Source organism: Haloplanus sp. XH21, from assembly GCF_023276355.1.
Lineage (GTDB): Archaea > Halobacteriota > Halobacteria > Halobacteriales > Haloferacaceae > Haloplanus > Haloplanus halobius.
This window is the reverse complement of record NZ_JALLPL010000003.1, coordinates 1-16,884: the sequence shown is the minus strand read 5'-3', so window position 1 is coordinate 16,884 and position 16,884 is coordinate 1. Positions and strand designations below refer to the sequence as shown.

General features: G+C 57.6%; 14 protein-coding genes and 5 pseudogenes. 11 read left to right on the top strand and 8 right to left on the bottom strand.

From position 1 onward, the window contains the following. Positions 1 to 40: 40 nt before the first annotated feature. Both MXB53_RS15040 and MXB53_RS15035 read right to left on the bottom strand, forming a co-directional pair. Complete coding sequence (locus MXB53_RS15040) at positions 41 to 2,353, bottom strand: N,N-dimethylformamidase beta subunit family domain-containing protein (RefSeq protein WP_248898384.1); 2,313 nt, start codon at positions 2,351 to 2,353, stop codon at positions 41 to 43. An 18-nt stretch (positions 2,354 to 2,371) separates the two neighbouring features. Beyond that, entirely contained in the window at positions 2,372 to 2,938 is a 567-nt protein-coding gene (locus tag MXB53_RS15035; protein WP_248898383.1) for a N,N-dimethylformamidase alpha subunit family protein, read from the bottom strand. Between the two features lie 230 nt (positions 2,939 to 3,168). Between MXB53_RS15035 and MXB53_RS15030 the strand changes: the two genes are divergently transcribed. Next, positions 3,169 to 3,342 carry a hypothetical protein gene (locus MXB53_RS15030; protein ID WP_248898382.1) on the top strand — a complete coding sequence of 58 codons (174 nt, stop codon included), beginning with the start codon at positions 3,169 to 3,171 and terminating at the stop codon, positions 3,340 to 3,342. 654 nt (positions 3,343 to 3,996) lie between these two features. Here the strand turns inward: MXB53_RS15030 and MXB53_RS15025 are convergent. Further along, entirely contained in the window at positions 3,997 to 5,976 is a 1,980-nt protein-coding gene (locus MXB53_RS15025; protein ID WP_248898381.1) for a primary-amine oxidase, read from the bottom strand. Between the two features lie 105 nt (positions 5,977 to 6,081). On the opposite strand from MXB53_RS15025, the pseudogene MXB53_RS15020 reads away from it, so the two are divergent. Next, positions 6,082 to 6,721, top strand: a pseudogene (locus tag MXB53_RS15020) (IS6 family transposase). 5 nt (positions 6,722 to 6,726) lie between these two features. On the opposite strand, the pseudogene MXB53_RS15015 reads toward MXB53_RS15020, so the two are convergent. Continuing rightward, positions 6,727 to 6,954 (bottom strand): annotated as a pseudogene (locus MXB53_RS15015) (ATP-binding protein); the annotation flags it as partial. A 384-nt stretch (positions 6,955 to 7,338) separates the two neighbouring features. Here MXB53_RS15015 and MXB53_RS15010 point away from each other — a divergent pair. Then, positions 7,339 to 8,277: an ArdC-like ssDNA-binding domain-containing protein gene (locus MXB53_RS15010; protein ID WP_248898380.1), complete on the top strand. Its 939-nt coding sequence runs from the start codon at positions 7,339 to 7,341 to the stop codon at positions 8,275 to 8,277. 99 nt (positions 8,278 to 8,376) lie between these two features. Next, positions 8,377 to 8,889: pseudogene (locus MXB53_RS15005) on the top strand (hypothetical protein); the annotation flags it as partial. On the opposite strand, the pseudogene MXB53_RS15000 reads toward MXB53_RS15005, so the two are convergent. Both MXB53_RS15000 and MXB53_RS14995 read right to left on the bottom strand, forming a co-directional pair. Beyond that, positions 8,850 to 9,591, bottom strand: a pseudogene (locus MXB53_RS15000) (aminotransferase class V-fold PLP-dependent enzyme); the annotation flags it as partial. The pseudogenes MXB53_RS15005 and MXB53_RS15000 overlap by 40 nt on opposite strands. A 15-nt stretch (positions 9,592 to 9,606) precedes the next feature. Next, the gene (locus tag MXB53_RS14995) at positions 9,607 to 9,945 is read right to left on the bottom strand and encodes a thioredoxin family protein (protein WP_248898379.1); all 339 of its coding nucleotides are present in this window, start codon (positions 9,943 to 9,945) and stop codon (positions 9,607 to 9,609) included. 167 nt (positions 9,946 to 10,112) lie between these two features. Between MXB53_RS14995 and MXB53_RS14990 the strand changes: the two genes are divergently transcribed. Beyond that, entirely contained in the window at positions 10,113 to 10,553 is a 441-nt protein-coding gene (locus tag MXB53_RS14990) for a DUF302 domain-containing protein (RefSeq protein WP_248898378.1), read from the top strand. A 1-nt stretch (position 10,554) separates the two neighbouring features. Then, on the top strand, positions 10,555 to 11,115 hold the full coding sequence (locus tag MXB53_RS14985) for a class I SAM-dependent methyltransferase (protein WP_248898377.1): 561 nt from the start codon (positions 10,555 to 10,557) through the stop codon (positions 11,113 to 11,115). Here the strand turns inward: MXB53_RS14985 and MXB53_RS14980 are convergent. After that, on the bottom strand, positions 11,108 to 11,572 hold the full coding sequence (locus MXB53_RS14980) for a class I SAM-dependent methyltransferase (protein ID WP_345779744.1): 465 nt from the start codon (positions 11,570 to 11,572) through the stop codon (positions 11,108 to 11,110). The genes MXB53_RS14985 and MXB53_RS14980 overlap by 8 nt on opposite strands. Before the next feature lie 21 nt (positions 11,573 to 11,593). Then, positions 11,594 to 12,232 (bottom strand): annotated as a pseudogene (locus MXB53_RS14975) (IS6 family transposase). Between the two features lie 116 nt (positions 12,233 to 12,348). On the opposite strand from MXB53_RS14975, the gene MXB53_RS14970 reads away from it, so the two are divergent. From MXB53_RS14970 to MXB53_RS14950, 5 genes are all read left to right on the top strand, one after another. Next, positions 12,349 to 13,443 (top strand): hypothetical protein, encoded by a 1,095-nt coding sequence (locus MXB53_RS14970; RefSeq protein ID WP_248898376.1) that lies wholly within the window; start codon positions 12,349 to 12,351, stop codon positions 13,441 to 13,443. Positions 13,444 to 13,533: 90 nt separating this feature from the next. Beyond that, the gene (locus MXB53_RS14965) at positions 13,534 to 15,312 is read left to right on the top strand and encodes a ribosome biogenesis/translation initiation ATPase RLI (RefSeq protein ID WP_248898375.1); all 1,779 of its coding nucleotides are present in this window, start codon (positions 13,534 to 13,536) and stop codon (positions 15,310 to 15,312) included. A gap of 262 nt (positions 15,313 to 15,574) precedes the next feature. Then, complete coding sequence (locus MXB53_RS14960; protein ID WP_248898374.1) at positions 15,575 to 15,889, top strand: hypothetical protein; 315 nt, start codon at positions 15,575 to 15,577, stop codon at positions 15,887 to 15,889. Next, the gene (locus MXB53_RS14955) at positions 15,889 to 16,422 is read left to right on the top strand and encodes a hypothetical protein (RefSeq protein WP_248898373.1); all 534 of its coding nucleotides are present in this window, start codon (positions 15,889 to 15,891) and stop codon (positions 16,420 to 16,422) included. The genes MXB53_RS14960 and MXB53_RS14955 overlap by 1 nt, the downstream gene beginning before the upstream one ends. 92 nt (positions 16,423 to 16,514) lie before the next feature. Then, the coding region (locus MXB53_RS14950) for an MBL fold metallo-hydrolase (RefSeq protein ID WP_248898372.1) at positions 16,515 to 16,884 on the top strand (370 nt) is incomplete at its 3' end.

Sequence of the window (16,884 nt, the reverse complement as noted above, 5' to 3'; positions counted from 1 at the left end):
GTGTTTTACCACCGGACTGAAAAGAAGATGGAAATATCTACTACGGGAGTGGTTCGTCCTTCACGAATTCATCCAGCACATTTTCTATCATCTGAGAGATGTTATTGTCATAGTCGTTATGTGAGAGGCTTCCGTGGAACCCAATGGAGCTAGTCGAGAAGACGGCCCCATCGTTCGGCAGTTTATAGTAGACGATATCACCACGCGCTTCAGGATCGTCGGGGCCCCCATAGTACGGGAGATTGAAGAAAATTTCTTCGACGACCCGCAGGTAGTTTGGCGTGTGATCTTCCGAAGAAGCTAATAAGTACGTGTTTTCAGGGGTGCCGAGATCCTCGTTGTAGATATCGAGTTCGAGGCCAGCAGCCCCGTGTCCGATCAGGCCGAAATCACCGAGCTGTTCATCTTCGATTCCCTCGAAAATGAACTCCGTTTCCGGCTCGTAACTATCCGGCTTCCGCATGTAATATGAAGACTTGTCGAATCCTTCAGCAATCCAGCCGACTCCGGCGATCTTCTGTGGGGGTTTGTTGCGGTCCCGCCAGATACCGCCCATCTCGCCGGTGAAACTGTGCCGCATTTCTCCGGGGTTGTTGAACCACGCCCCTGAACCCGTGATTCCCCGTCGGACCTCAATGATCTGGGAATCTTGGGGATGGAACGCAATTGACCAGTAGAAGCCGTTTGCGCCCATGTACATGAATCGGCCGCCCTGCCGTTGGTAGGCTTCTACGCCATCCCACATTTCCGAGGAGTAATACTCCGGATGGCTTCCGGTCAACACAACGTTGTACGGTTCTAGTAGATCAGACCCTTCCTCATAGAGATCTTCGTCGGTCACGACATCATACTCGTATCCCATTTCTTCCAACCAGTCGACGATGTGAAGATCGGCGTTGAATTGCCACAGGGTGCTCGGGACCGAGGAGAGCCAATGTTTATACTTCGGCACCATATTCATTACCGGTCGCTTCCGCGAAGAGTACATGATGCCGCTGCCATCGGCATGACTATCGTACAGAGAAAGCCCATATTCACGGTGCTCGCTCAGGAAGATGTCCTCCTCCCGCATAACCGATACCTGTGCCGACAGCGGTTCAGTGATCACTCCATCTGTCGTCAAGTGATCGTTTGTGTAGGCTAGATAGCTGGCGGTCGGCGCAAGGAACGCGATTGGTGCAGTGTCTTCCGGACTCGCCGGACGCACAAAGAAGGGAATATAAAATTCATCATCGTCAGTGCGCAGTCTGGCAGCGTACACCCCACTCTCCAAACCGTCCGGGAGGGTGTACTCAAAGTCCAACTCCCAATCTGCGTCCGTCAGGTCATCGTGGTGGAAGTGTATCGCACCGTACTCCTCCGGCGCATTAGTGAAGTTGTATTCGTCTTCACTCCAGTTGTATCCAGTCATCCCCCGCGCAGGAGTGTTGATCAATTCGCCATGGTTCTCGTGTGGTGAGGCATCGGAGACGTCTGTGTATTCCGGGATGCCATTGGAGGAGATCTCTTCGGAGAAGTCCCATGCGCCCGCCAGCGAACTGGCCACATCGGCGGGTGCAGTTCCGGTAATGGCAGAGCGCATGTCCGCGAGGTCGAGCAACTCACTGAACACTCGCGGGCGTTCTATTTTTCCGTTGAAACAGCTCTCAGCGACGAACGTCCCGTCGTCGAGTTCCATCGGTTCTCCGCCGATCATGAAGGGAGATTCGTTCGCTGCGATCCCGTCGATACTCACCGTTTCTTCGACCACAGCCTCGTACTCGTCAAGCGGATGAAGGAGCTTACGTTGGCTCTCATGGTGGGGCTCCTGATAGAGCATGACCTCGCCCGATTCCGAGTCGAATGTTGCACCAACGAAGTACCACGTCGCTCCTTGCCGCTTGCCGCCCTCGAACGAGAGACCAGTCGCTACCTCTTCAACGTCGCCATCGGAACCGGCGAGTCGCAGACAGAGGTCACCATCCTCTCCGACGTAGAGGCCGTATCCCGCCCCGTCAGAAAATTTGCTGAGTATCGCTTGCGTGCCTCTCTCTGGGAGGGTGGGTTGCACCATCGCCTGCAGGGTCAGCCCATCCTCTGGATTGAGATGCGGGTCATCCGGAATTTTTGCATAGGAGCCAGCATGGATCTGTTGTACTCGCCCATCATACGTGTCGTTCACCGGGGCATCAATCACTTCCTCTTTCACGCCTGGCCCCTCAGGGTTGAGGTCCCCGCAATAGACGCGGACGATCTCCGCTTCATACTCATCTGGAACGCAGTTGATTCTGAACGGTACGGTATCGCCTGGCTGGAAACTCCACTGGTCAGTGTAGCCAGTGATCTCTTTCGTGGGAAGGTCGTCGGTTGTCATTGTTATTTTGAGTGTGTTTTAATCGGAAAACTGGGATCGCAGGTCATCCACACGCTTCAAGAAGACAGCATGTTCGGCCTGTTCGACCGATGTCAGCGGATAGGGGAGATGGTCCGCTTCGTCGATCGACGAGAGCGGATCCTCCAGTTTTTCTGGCTTATCTCCCCTGTTACCAGTGAGCTGGCCGATATAGAAGGTCTCGAACTTCTCAGTTTCAAGGATCACATACTTGCCGCTCATCGGTTGCCGTCTGAAGTAATTCAGAACACGCTCTAGATCATCGCTATGAGCTCCGATAGGATTGTCACGGTGTTCTTGGATCAATTCTTCATCGATCAACGGCAGTATCTGCTCTTCAGCGATATTTTCGTCAAGCTCCTCAAAGGCCTGTTGTGCTGGTGCAGAGAGTGGCCCACCAGCAGTAGACATGATCTGTCGACCTATCTCTGAAAGACTCGCCTCGTATTTGCTCACATCAACTTCTGCACGATTAGCGAACGTGCTCCCGATGATCTCGTAGTACTCATCTTCATCGACAATTCGTCTCGGTACGTCTTCGTCGGTTATTTGGCTGAGTTCTGTCATGCCAGTGTACCACTCACTGAAATTATCATTCAAGAACATAATTATTACCCATTAGAAATAATGTAGTTCAGTTAATTTTAGTTATCTAATATGTGAATTTCTGTGAAGACTCACAGCCAATTTCCAGTAGTATCGGGGTCAAGGTGGCTAGCAGTCTTTGAGAATCAGTTGGTCAGCGTGGAGTTGCTCCTCGGAAGATTGAGCAGGTACTCGAAGTGGATCGCGGCGAGGTGAGCCTTAAGCGCGAAGTAAAGACGCTGTTCGAGACAGACGGGTCGGTACAGCAGGCCGGGCTGATCGGTGACGAGACGGCGCGCACGAAGTTCACGGTGTGGACGAAGAGCGATCAACCGACGGTGCGAAAAGGCGAACGCATGCGGATCCGGGCGGCGAAGGTGAGCTAGTATCGTGGCCGGTGGTCGATCGCATTGACGTCGACGAGCCGATCGTGTTCCTGGATCGTGAGCGGTGGTGGGAGTCGTAGGTTGACGTAGTCTCCCCGTTTTTTATTGGACGCCAGACCAGCCCAAGCCCCACCGCCCCTCCCACCACTCCGTGCTCGCTCCCGCGGGTCGCTGCGCGCGCAGCCACGACCATGTTACTATGTGCACAACTTTTGATATCAATGCAGAAGGACGATCCGTTCAACGTTCGACTACCGACGCAACGCAGTCCGCGAGTTCAATCAGTTCGTCGAATTGGCCGCTGGTGACCGTAGTGATGAAGCGTGAACCGGGATCATTCCCAACGACGTCGACCGCTATCCACCTTTGAGGACCTCGAGAGTATGATTCAGGCGCGGGTTGGTGGCCTCAGCGGTGAGATGGCGCTCATCGAGATTCCCATATATGATCACTCCTACAGATCGAAAAGCACGTCGCAATCATTGACTAGAATGAGGTCACCGACCAAGTACGGAATATCGTAGCCGAGTACGACCCGTTGAATCGATCCGGCCGCGAAGGGAGGTGTGCATCACCACGACCGTCACCAGTCGGGTTCCGGCGGCATGTCGCAACCGGTGTGGGATACGGAGCGACCGGGGAGTGAGCCTGTCGTCAATCGTCGTCGGCGGTGACGTCGTGTTCGCAGGCAGCGGGTTCGGGTGCCACGTCGACTGCCGGGTTTTCGTCGAAGAACCCTTCAGGTGCGAGTTCGAAGCTGGCCACCTCGACGGGCAGCACCGGCCAGTCCTCGGGCCGGGTGCGGTGGTTGACGCCCAGCGTGTACCACAGGACCACGTCCTCGTTGACGATGTTGCGGTCCTGAGCGGTCCACTCGCGCAGACCCGAGGGATTGTCATTCTGGGTCGGGTACTCGCCGTCCGCGTACATTTCGTCGGGGTCGTACGGCGTCACCCAGAAGTCGTTGTCGAGGAAGCCTGCCCGCCGCCGTGCGGGAGCCCCGCTCTGGATTGGCGTCTCGACGTTCGTCTTGGGGTGGAGTTTGTAACCCGGATTGTAGCCGTAGGCGCTTTCCTTGTTCGGGTTGACGACCTGCCAGTACCGACCCCGGTTGGGATCGATGTCCATGCGGGCGTCCTGTTCGGTCTCCAGCAGCGTCTCGTCCATGTACCAACCCTGGCCGGCGGGGTTCTCGGACTCCTCGTGGGTCCAGGCTACCTCGTCGACCGGTTCGTTGTGGACTTCGTAGACGGAGTTGTCCTCGCCGTCGATGTCGAAATCCATCCGGAAGTTGAAGCAGTGTTGGTGGAGGGAGGTCTTGATTTGCGGAGCGGAGATCTCGTAGAACCCGCCCGTGTCGTCGGCGGTCGTCCCTTCGGGCACGACGCCGTTGGAGTCGATGCCGGTCAGGCGCATCTCCGCCTCGATGCGGCCGTCCTGGTAGAAGTAGTAGTAAAACGCGTAGTCGTAGTTGTACACCGTGGCGATCTGGGAGATGACAAGCCGGCGACGGCGGCGGACTTCGGTGTTGCCCTTGCGGACCTCCGTGTGCTTCCAGAGGAGGCCGTCGTCCTCCTCGTGCATACAGATGGCGTTGGGGAAATGCAGAACGTTGCCGTCCCGGTCGTTGGTGACGGCGTCGAAGTAGTGCATCACACCCAGGCAGTCACAGCCCTCGTCCAGCGAGTTGACCATGCGGCCGACGTTGAACTCGCCGATGTCGAGGGCGTTCTTCCAGCTGTGGTTAGGATCGGTATCGCCGTAGGGAACGGCCATCGCCGTCGCAGACAGTCGATGGAGGATCTGACGCTCCTCGCCGTCGTCGTCGTAGGAGATGTCGTGGAGCACCAGCCCCTCGCGGTCGGTCCAGCCGACGCGGAACGACCATTTCTCCCATTCGACCTCGCGACCATCGACCTCCCAGCTGACGCCGTCGGGCTGGACGACATCGAGGTGTTCGCGGGTGTCGCGGGTGTCAACCTGGTCGGCTCGGAAGTCCGCCCGCTCGGGCGGGAGCGGGCTGTCCTCGTCGACGACCCCGTTGTCGACGACCTCCAGGACCTCCATGTCGTCGAGGTCGATGAACACGTGGATACCCTCGAGCGGGCGGGAGTAGGCGTTGTCCTTCTCGTCGCGCCCGACCCAGGAGATGCCCCGCGCGAGCCGTCGGTCCTCGATGTCGTCGGGGACGAACTCGCTGGCGTTGACCGGCCACGGGTCGACGATGACGTGATCGAACTCCTCGACACCTCGCTTGCGGGCGGCGTCACGGAACTCTTCGTTTTCGATGATCGTCTCCTCGGCCTCGCGGACGTCCATGTCCGGGATGTGGGGGATGGCGTTGGGGAGGCGTTCCCAGGAGATGATCTCGTCGTCGTCGAGCGAGATCACAGCCTCATACGTCTCTCTCTTCTCAAAGTTCCGGAGGACCGCCTTGACCTTCCGGTCGAACGGCTCGCCCTCGTCCCACCCGTCGAGTTCGCCCTTTGGAGGTTCGACCGGCTGGTAGCTGTAGAAGCCGACGTCGTCGGTCACCTGGTCATGACCCTCCAAGATATCGGTCGTCAGTTCGATTTCGGATGCCGTCAGGGGGTCAAGTGGATGCTCGACTTCAGGGGTGCTAACTTGTGCCATGGTCCGTTAGAATATCATCTTCAATGTTATTATATTTTGTGCAACTATTTTGGGTCGTGTCAAGTTAAGCGTGAAGAGTGAGGCGTGGTGATTTCGTAGTGCTCTATGCCAGAAATCACACGCCTCAGCGACGGTAGCGACTGGATCGAATTAGATTTTGTGGAGCGTCAGCGGACACCCGAGTTCGCGATGCGGCTTGGTATCCGACTCCATTTGGCTGGACTATCACTTTCGAACACCATCTCTATTCTTGAGAGGTTGGGTGTCGAACGCTCTCGAACGGCCGTCCACAACTGGGTGCAGAAGGCCGATCTACAGCCCGAAGGCGGTGCGAGCCCGAATCACGTCGCGCTCGACGAAAACTGTGATTCGAATCAACGATCAGCAATACTGGCTATACGCCGCCATCGATCCTGAAACGAACATGTTCCTTCATATTCGGCTCTTTAGCACGTGTACGGCCGGTTTTACCGAAATTTTCCTGAGTGAATTACGCGAGAAACACGATGTTGAAACCGCTGTGTTTCTCGTCGATGGCACCCAATGGCTTCAAACAGCCCTCGATCGACACGGCCTTGATTGCAGATACGAACGCCATGGCAATCGGAATGCCGTCGAATGTATCTTTAGAGAAGTAAAACGACGAACCTCTTCGTTTTCAAATACGTTCAGCCATGTGGAGCCGACGACAGCAGAAACGTGGCTCCAAGCCGTCGCTGTCTGGTGGAATCGATGCCAAAGTTAACACGACCAGATCTTGGGAACCTGTTCTTTGGTGACACCGGGGCCATTATTTTCGACCACTAGGCGGTAGTAGTCCCCGGCCTCCGCGATCTCAATGTAGATTTCCGGGAGTATATCAGCCTCCTCGGCCGCTTCAAGCGCGTTATTGACCGTCTCCTTCACGGCCGTTACAAGTCCTCTAGCGCCCGAGTCGAAGCCGAGCATGTGTTTGTTCTTTTCGAAGAACTCGGCGATGGTAGGCGGGGACCTGCGTCAGATGTGTCTAAATCGGATAGTGGGTTGAGAGAATCGCTCCCAATAGGAGGGTCGGAGGACACGATTTCACCTGATATCTATAGTGCGTTTCCACTCCGGGAAATGTTAAATGTCGGGGTTGTCAGTGAGAATACGGACGCATCCAACAAGAAGTCAGCCAAATTTCAGTGCTGCTGGCCGTTAATCTCCTGTTTTCGATATCGACTATGATATGACGAAATTGTTATAGTAGTTACGACGGTCGGTCGCACCGACGATACAGCCGAGCTTCGGTAGCATTCCTCGGGGGTTGTTCATCCGCCTCTGAGGGGTGCGGCGCGTTCTGAACTGGTGAAATCGTATTCATCCGATTCGGTGAACACAATGGCTACGACCAGAGACTCGTCGGTCTCCTTCGACCAGACCGACACGCGATCCGACGAGATGAACAGTACGATCGAACAGTGGATCGACGACCTCGTCGCCGGCGTCGACGACGCGCAGGCCAGCGCGGAGTTCCAGGAGTGGCTGGACGTCCAGAGTCGCTTCCACGACTACTCCTACCGGAACACGCTCCTCATCAAGCGGCAGTGTCCCGAGGCGAGCCGGGTGGCGGGCTACCGGACGTGGCAGGAGGAGTTCGACCGCCACGTCAAGGAGGGTGAGTCGGCCATCTGGATCTGGGCGCCGATCATCTCCAAGCAGTGCCCGGAGTGCGAGAATTCGCCGAGCTACCACGAGGACAGTGACTGTGAGTACGACGAGACGCCACCCGAGGAGTGGTCCGAGGGCCTGGTCGGGTTCAAGCCCGCGCCGGTGTTCGACGTCTCCCAGACCGAGGGCGAGCCGCTTCCCGACCTGGACACAGAAGCAACCGGGGACGCCGGCGACCTCGTCGAGCAGTTGACTGCCGCCGCTGACGACCTCGGCGTGACGGTGCGGATCGTTCCAGCCGATGAGTGGACCCACGGCGAGGCGAAGGGCATCTGCGAGCAGCTGAGCCTCGTCGACGTTCAGCCGCTCGTCGAGGTGCGTGATCGGGAGAACGAGGCCGACCTCGCGCGGACGCTGATTCACGAGTACGCGCACGCTCTGCTCCACTTCGACGTCGACGACGACACCGAGCGGGCAAAACGCGAAGTCGAGGCCGAAGCCGTCGCGTACGTCGTCGGGCGCTACTGTGGGTTGGACACCAGCGGGTCGGCGTTCTACCTCGCTGCGTGGGAGTCGGACGATCCCGAGGTCGTTCGCGAGCGGCTCGGACGGATCAGTTCCACAGCAGAAGAGCTCATCGACGTGCTCGAAAGCGAATCCTCGTCCTAACACAGTTAACCAACAGAGTGATGGGTTCCTTCCGTTGTGTTGGTTAAGTTTTTCAGCGCCCGCGGAGGGGCGGAGGCGCGTTCTGACCTCCGTCAAATAATGACTGAACCCTATCTCACGACGCTCCTCGAGGAAGCCGAGCACGTCGCCAAGCAACACGACCAGATCGCTCGAACGACAGACAACCAAGCCCACGAGTACCTCCGATACGCCGTCCTCCGGGTGCTCGAAGGCGAGTCGGGCCACCTCCCAGCAGACTGGACGCCGATCGATGGCGTGACAGTCGGCTACGGGAGCGACGAGGCGATGTACGACAGCTGGGGCTCCAGCGAAGACTGGTGGGAGACCGTGCCGCCGCAAGAAGGGTGTACCCGCTTCCGGGTGTTCTTCCCGGACGACCACCAGACGGGTCCCCGTGCCATCGTCGACGTGATTGGCGCGCTCGGTGCTTGGCGCGTCTGGACTGGGTGCGCAGCGGCGTGCGGCTCCTACGACCATCGCGAGCGCCGCGAGGTCCACTACCTGTGGCCGGAAGGCCATCCGGTGGAGGAACTGCTCCACGAGCGGCTCAGTGGCCCTGCGGAAGCCGTCGCTCCCGACGGTGGCCGAACTGTACTGGGCAGCAGGGAATCAACATCTGTCCGGTCGACATAGAGGAAGCCGCCGCCCCACAGCCCCAGCAGCCACTTGTGACCGGCCGCCGCGACGGCATCGGCCCCCCATTCGCCGATATGGATGGGAAGCTGTCCCGGCACTTGCACAGCGTCGACGAGCGTGAGCGCGCTAGCTTCGTGAGCGAGGTCGACGAGGTCGGCGACCGGCAACTGGGTACCGTGCGTCCACATCACCGCGCTGAAACAGGTCAGGCGTGCGTCGGCGACGGCCTCGGCGAAGGCGTCGAGATCGACGGGACCGTTCTCCGTCTCGACGACGCAAACCTCAACGCCCTCCTGTTCTAAACGTTGCCACGGAAGCGTCCCGTCCGGGTGTTCGAGGTCAGTTCGAACGACGGTATCGCCGGGCTCCCAGTCGATGGCGGTCGCGACGGCGTTGATGCCCGCGGTCGTGCTCTCCGTGAGCGCGATCTCGTCGTCATCTGCACCGACGAAGGTGGCGACGCGCTCCCGCACGCGGTCATAGGCGGCGAACGCCGCCACGTAGGGTCGTTTGCGTGCTCGTTTCGTACTCGTGTGACCATGCGAACTCGTCAGCAGCCTCGACGACGTACCGTGGACTCGGTCCGTGGGCGCCGAAGTTCAGGTAGACGTCCTCGTGTAAGGCGGGCGTGTCGGCGCGGAGTTCTCTGGAGGTCATTTCGTTGTCGGTGAGTTAGTCGTGGTACTGGACGATTAGGTCGCGGAGTGTCTGTTCGGTCTGGCCGCCGCGAAGCTGTTTCACCGGTTGCCCGTCGGCGAACAGGACGAACGTGGGCGTGCTCTGGGCACCGAACTCGATTGCCGTTTCAAGGTTCGACTCAATATCGATCGTCAGGATCGTCGCGTCAGTATCTTTCGCTAGTTCTTCGAGAACCGGCTTCATCCGCTCGCAGGTTCCACACCACTCCGTGTAGAACTCCACGAGCGCGACGCTGCTGTCTTCGACGACCGTTTTGATGTCGTCGTCATCAAGCGAAACCACATTGTCTGTCTCTGCTGCCTGGGTTGCCATTACTAGCCTCTACGCACCGCGTGCTTAATAGTCTTGTTCTAATCACACAATATAACTAGCCTGATCTTGCCCATAGCGTCAGGTATTTGGTTCTATCTACCCAAAAACCCAGACTCGCGAAAAATATCCGAAGAGATTTTGTTCTATCACCCCAATATAACACACGAATGACGCTCCCAATCGACCCAAGCCAGATCGACCCGGAAGACATCGGCGAACAACAGGCAACCCTCGAGATGAGCCACGAGGAAGCGGTCGAACACGTCCGGGACGTGTTCACAGATGCCGGCTTCGGCGTTCCCGTCGAGTTCTCGCCCTCCGAGATGCTCAACGAAAAAGTCGACGCGGGCCGCAACCCCTACTACGTGTTAGGCGCGTGCAACCCAGAGGTGGCCGACCGCGCGCTGGACGCGACCGACAACAAACTCGGTGCGCTCATGGCCTGTAACGTCGTCATCTGGGAAGAGGAACCCGGAAAGCAGGTCGTCTATCATGTCTCCATTATGCGCATCGCCCGCCTCGTCGGGATGGCGCCCGACAACGAGGAAATGGCGGGCATCGTCGCGGACACCGGAGAACTCGTTGACGAGGCGTTCGCGAACTTCTAACATGGGATATCACACGTTCGACGCCGACCGCGCCGACAAACTCGAGGACGCACAGCGACGGTACCGCTTCCTCTCCGCGGAAGGGTTGCTCTGGGCACTGTCACCGGATGGCGACGAGACCGTAGCGGACTTCGGCAGCGGGACCGGGTTCTACACCGACGATATCGCGCCGGCTGTCGACCACGTGTACGCCGTCGACATCCAAGAAGCGATGCACGATTACTATCGGGAGAAAGGCGTCCCCGAGAACGTCGAACTCGTGATGAGTGGCGTCGATGATCTCCCGCTCGATACGAACAGCCTCGACGCTGCATTCTCAACGATGACGTACCATGAGTTCGCTGGGGAAGAGGCGCTGGCCGAGATCACTCGCGTGTTGGCGGACGCTGGTCGGTTGGTTATCGTCGATTGGGCGGCAACGGGGAGTGGAGACCACGGACCTCCACTTGATGAACGATTCAGTGGTGCGGAAACGGCGAACGACCTCCGCGAAGCTGGATTTCACATCGAGCATATGGCCGTCCGGCCGGAGACGTTCCTCCTTATCGGCGAGCTCAGATAGGAGACCACGTCCGTTTGCGAAGGATACCTCGTACGAACGGGCGGATCGGTGTTACACCGAGATGCAGAGGTTCGATCTCGACGATATCGAATGTTGGTTCAGCTGCGAATCGCAACGCAGTTTGGCGCGTTAGATGACAGCCCCCGGCTAGCCGTTTCCAGAGTGGCGCGAGTACCCCCTGCACACGCCCACGCCATCCATCATCGGCGACGTGTTCGAAGAATCGGAACTCACCACCTGGCTTGAGTACCCGTGACACCTCACTCAACGCTGTCTCGACGTCTGGGATCGTACAGAATACCATCGATGCAATGACGACGTCAAACGTGTCATCACGATATGGGAGCGACTCAGCTGGTGAGTCGTCAATGGTGACATCCAAAGAGTAAGTTCGTGCCTTCTCCTCTGCCTGTCGCCGCATATAGAGATCAGGTTCGATGGCGTGAAACGTCGTCACGTCGCTCTCGACAGGGTCGCGTTAACTTTGGCATCGATTCCACCAGACGGCGAGGGCTTGAAGCCACGTTTCTGCGGTCGTCGGCTCCACGTGGCTGAACGTATTTGAAAACGAAGAGGTTCAGCGTTTTACTTCTCTAAAGATACGTTCGACGGCATTCCGATTGCCATGGAGTTCGTATCTGCAATCGAGGCCGTGTCGGTCGAGGGCAGTTTTGAGCCACTGAGCATCGTCGACGAGAAATACGGCGGTTTCGACGTCGTGTTTCTCGCGTAATTCACTCAGGAAGATTTCGGTTAAGCCGGTCGTATACGTGCTAAAGATCCGGATATGAAGGAATTTGTTCGTTTCAGGATCGACGGCGGCATACAGCCAATACTGCTGTCCGTTGATTCGAATCACGGTTTCGTCGAGTGCAACGTGATTCGGGCTCGCACCGCCTTCGGGCTGTAGATCGGCCTTCTGCACCCAGTTGTGGACAGCCGTTCGAGAGCGTTCGACACCCAACCTTTCAAGAATAGAGATGGTATCCAAAAGTGATAGTCCTGCCACGTGCATCTGAATACCGAGCCGCATCGCGAACTCGGGTGTCCACTGACGCTCCACAAAATCTAATTCGATCCAGTCGCTATCGTCGCTGAGGCGTGTGATTTCTGGCATAGAGCACTACGAAATCATCACGCCTCACTCTTCACGCTTAACTTGACACGACCGTGTCTCCTCCCTTTGGGTGGAAAGTCGTCTGGGTATTTCAGCACAGAGCACTCACTGAACGTATGGACGACCACAAACCCGGAAGGGATCGGGAGGACGCGATACCCAGTGAGTTCCCCGAGCTCTATGAAGAGCTCAATTCGTTACCGGTCACCGTCGAAGCGGTCTCGTTCGACGGAAGGCGTATCGAGACAGAACACCGGACGTTCGAGCGAACCATCATTCGTGTTCGCGGTCAAGGCGTGACTGGATTCGGAGAAGATGTCACCCGTTCCAGAGAGGCTCACGAGCGACTTCGCGAAGAGGGACTAGCGCTTCCGACGGGTGACTGGACGATCGGAACGTTTTCGGACGCTCTCGATGCCAATTTCTCGACACAGACTGCGTCCAGGGACGCTCCCGAGTATTTGCGCTGGGCGATCGAGAGTGCAGTTCTCGATCTGGCACTCAAACAGTCGGGGCGAACGCTGGCATCGGTACTTGACCGTACGTACGAACCGATGGCATTCGTCGTCAGTCTACAGCTCGGGGATCCACCACACATCCGTCCCGTGAACCGGTTCCTCGATACAGATTCGGATATCGAGTTCAAGATCGACGTCCCCGATACGCCGAGCGACGAGTTACTCTCGGCCCTATCGGATACCGGTGCGGTTCGAATTCTGGATTTGAAAGCACAGTACGGTTCGGATGTCGGGGGTCCCACTGATCCGGACCTCTACCGGCAGCTGTTCGAGACGTTCCCGGATGCACTCATCGAAGACCCGGCCGTCACGGATACGACACGACCTGTACTCGACGAATATGCTGACAGAGTCTCCTGGGACGCCCCGATAACAGGTGTCGAAAGTATCCGGAACCTCCCGTGGGAACCAACTGCTCTCAACATCAAGCCGTGTCGGTCTGGGACGCTCGAATCACTCTGTCGTATTCTCGAATATGGCTTGCAACACGATGTCGAACTCTATGGAGGCGGAATGTTCGAACTCGACGCTGGCCGAGCGCACTCACAGGCGCTCGCCTCGCTGTTCTATCCAAACGGTCCAAACGACCTCGCACCACCTGCGTATCACACCTACCAAGCCGACAAATCCTATCCCTCGAGTCCACTGGAACCACCAGCCCAACCGACCGGAATCGGGTGGTATTCCAGGTGACTTCGAGTACGCTGTCCCACGAGGGATACGATGCCAGCGACGGTTCGAAGACACGAGTAACCGCAGAAACGGCACTCCATGACTAACTCTATGAATTCTCGAGACCAGAAATACATCGCGATTATTGACCAAGACAAGGTCACCGACGAGGTGCGGAACATCGCCGTCAAATACGATCCGCTGAATCGATCCGGCCACGAGGGGTTCCACGTCACCGAAGACGCAGAACTCCACATCGACGACGTGAACGTGATGCGCGAGCACAAACTCATCGAGAAGAAAATTCCGAACGACGCGATCCAGATTGTCCCGCTTCCATCCGAAACCGGCCAGCTTGTTCACCAGTATGGCGAGAACGGATTCCGGATGTACGACCTCCCCATCCCGGAGGATGGTAGAATCGTCGGCCTCCTCGGTCCCAACGGAATCGGGAAAAGCACTGTGCTCCGCATCTTAGCCGGCGAGCTGGTTCCGAATTTCGGCATCACGAATGGGGAATTGGATTGGAATCAGGCTATCGAAGCCTTCCGAGGGACAACCCTGCAGACGCATCTTGAGCGGCTTCGAGACGACAACGTCACGATCAGTTACAAGCAGCAGCGAGTCGACTCGCTTCACGAAGCAAATGCCGAGACGGTGAGAGACCTGCTTGTTGCGCATTCGGACGACCCGGACCGATTCGTTGACGACCTCGATCTTCGGTCGATCCGGGATCGGTCGCTGGCTGATCTCTCGGGTGGCGAACGGCAGCGGGTCGCGATCGGTGCCACCTTGTCAGCCGATGCGGATCTCTACCTGTTCGACGAACCGTCGTCGTTTCTAGATATCGAACAGCGGTTGTCAGTCGCGCAGACGATCCGCAGCCATGTCCAAGAAACGGATGCAGCGGCCCTTGTCGTCGAACACGACCTAGCGACACTGGACCTCCTCTCGGACGCGATCCACGTACTGTACGGTGAACCAGGTGGATTCGGTGTCGTCGCCCAACAACTCGCAGTTCGAACAGGCATCAACCAGTTCCTCGATGGCCGACTGAAAGAGGAAAACGTCCAGATTCGCCGCAACTCGATCGACTTCCCCACGGCCGGTGAACGTGGCGTCCAGTATGGTGACCCGGTTCTCGACTATCCTCGGTTGGAAAAATCGTTTGAGGACTTTTCGCTGACAGTCGAGTCCGGTCAGATACATACCGGTGAGTCAATCGGAATCGTTGGGGAGAACGCGCTCGGGAAAACGACATTCGTGAAATTACTTGCTGGGAGTGTTGAAGCCGACGAGAGAACGGTTCTGGATGAGGTAACAGTATCGTACAAGCCACAGTACATCACGCCAGATAGCGACGAAACGGTTCGTGAGCGGTTCACAGCGGTCGCCGATCTTCACTCACAGTCATTCACGAGGCGAATCCAGGATCCGTTCGAGCTCGAGCCGTTGTACGATCGTTCGCTCGGTTCGCTCTCAGGGGGAGAGTTACAGCGTACTGGGATTGCACTCTGTCTTGCACGCGACGCAGATCTCTATCTCCTGGACGAGCCCTCAGCCTTCCTGGACGTCAGTCGACGTGTGTCCCTCGCCGATAAGATTCATCAGTTCAGCAAGCAAACTGACCACCCCGTACTAGTCGTCGATCACGACCTTTTCGTCATCGACCGTGTCGCAGACCGACTGATTGTATTCGATGGAGAACCGAGTCGTCACGGGCGGGCAAGTGCCCCACAAGCAATGCGGTCAGGAATGAACGCGTTCCTCGCCTCGCTCGAAATTACGTTCAGGCGAGACGAGCGGACCGGTAGACCACGGGTGAACAAGCCGGGGAGTCAACTTGACCGTAAACAGAAATCGAGTGGGGAATACTACTACAGCGGCTAACTGCTCATCATGCCGGTCATATCGCCTGCGATCCCTTATCATAAGCAGCAACACCGGGTGTTTGATCGCCATCGATTCAACTCCTTCAAATTGGGTCGGATTGGCAAGGTCCTATACCTGAAAGAGAGGAGCCACCTCGAAGCAGAAGCGAGTCAGACACCCTCGGAACTCGACCGACCGCGTAGTTCATCGATGCAAAAGCTGTGCCCACCGACGTGCGGGCCACTTTTCTCTCCAACCCACGAAATATGGTGGTAGGCGAATGGGGCCAATAACAGTCACCGCAGTCATCGATTTTGTGACGGGCGTCTTCGTGCTTGCGACGATGCTTTCGATGGGGCTTGCGTTGACGACCGACGAGATCCTCATATCACTCGGACAACGGTGGCTGCTGGCGAAATCACTGCTCGTGAATCTCGTCCTCGTTCCGCTGCTGGCGTTCGTATTCGTCCTTATTGTTCCGATGGAGACCGGTCACGTCGTCGGACTCCTGTTGATCGCCATGGCCCCGGGAGCACCCTTTGTCCGAAACTCGCCGAGATCTCGAACAGCGACGTCGCGTTCGCGAGCGGGCTGATGGCTGTACTGGGTGTCGTCTCCGTCGCGACAATACCGATTACGGTGGCACTCCTCATGCCCGGCGATGTCTCAGCTGAGCCGCTCGGAATCGCCCGAATCGTCGTCGTGACGCAGTTGATCCCCCTGATCGGTGGCCTCGGCGTCAAGGCGCGCTTTCAGTCAGTTGCAACTCGATTGCATCCACCGATCCAGCGACTCTCGACCGTCTTGCTCGTTCTCCTGATTATCCTCTTGACGCTCGTCTATGCCGGCGAAATGCGCCAACTCGTCGGTACCGGGACACTGTTCATCTCGGTCGCTGTCGTCGGCGCTGCGTTACTCCTCGGATACGCCCTCGGCGGACCAGGTAAAGGCACGCGAGAAGTCCTCGCCACGACGACCGCCGCGCGAAACGTTGCCATCGCGTTGCTCATCGCCACGACGAGTTTCCGCGATCCAGGCGTGCTCACCATCATCGTTGCGTTCGGACTCCTCAGTCTCGTCATCTCGGGCCCGGTTGCGAGTCTCTGGGGCCGACCCGGCGAAACGTGACCCACTACAGCAGTGGTACCTATCCGTCAAAGGAACCCTGTGATCCGAGCGACCGTGCGAACGTACAAACGGCTTTGTCCCGTAGAAGGACTATGGAAATCACCCTCGTCGGTACGGGAAGTCCCATCCCAATTCCCGAGCGTGGTGGCACGAGCATCGCCGTCGAGATCGCAGACGAACGCGTTCTGATTGACTGTGGGCCAAACACCGTCTACGGCCTCATGGAAGCGCAGATTCCATTTGGAGAGATCGAGACGATGTTCTTCACTCACCACCACCTAGATCACAACGCATCGTTCTTCCACTTCGCGTTCACGAGCTGGACCGAGGGCGGCCGCGAATCGCTCACCGTCTACGGACCCGACGGCACCGACCGGCTCGTCGACGCGCTGTACGACGTCTACGCGGAGGATATCGAGTACCGCAAAGACATCTATCCGACTGATGGCATCTCGAACATCG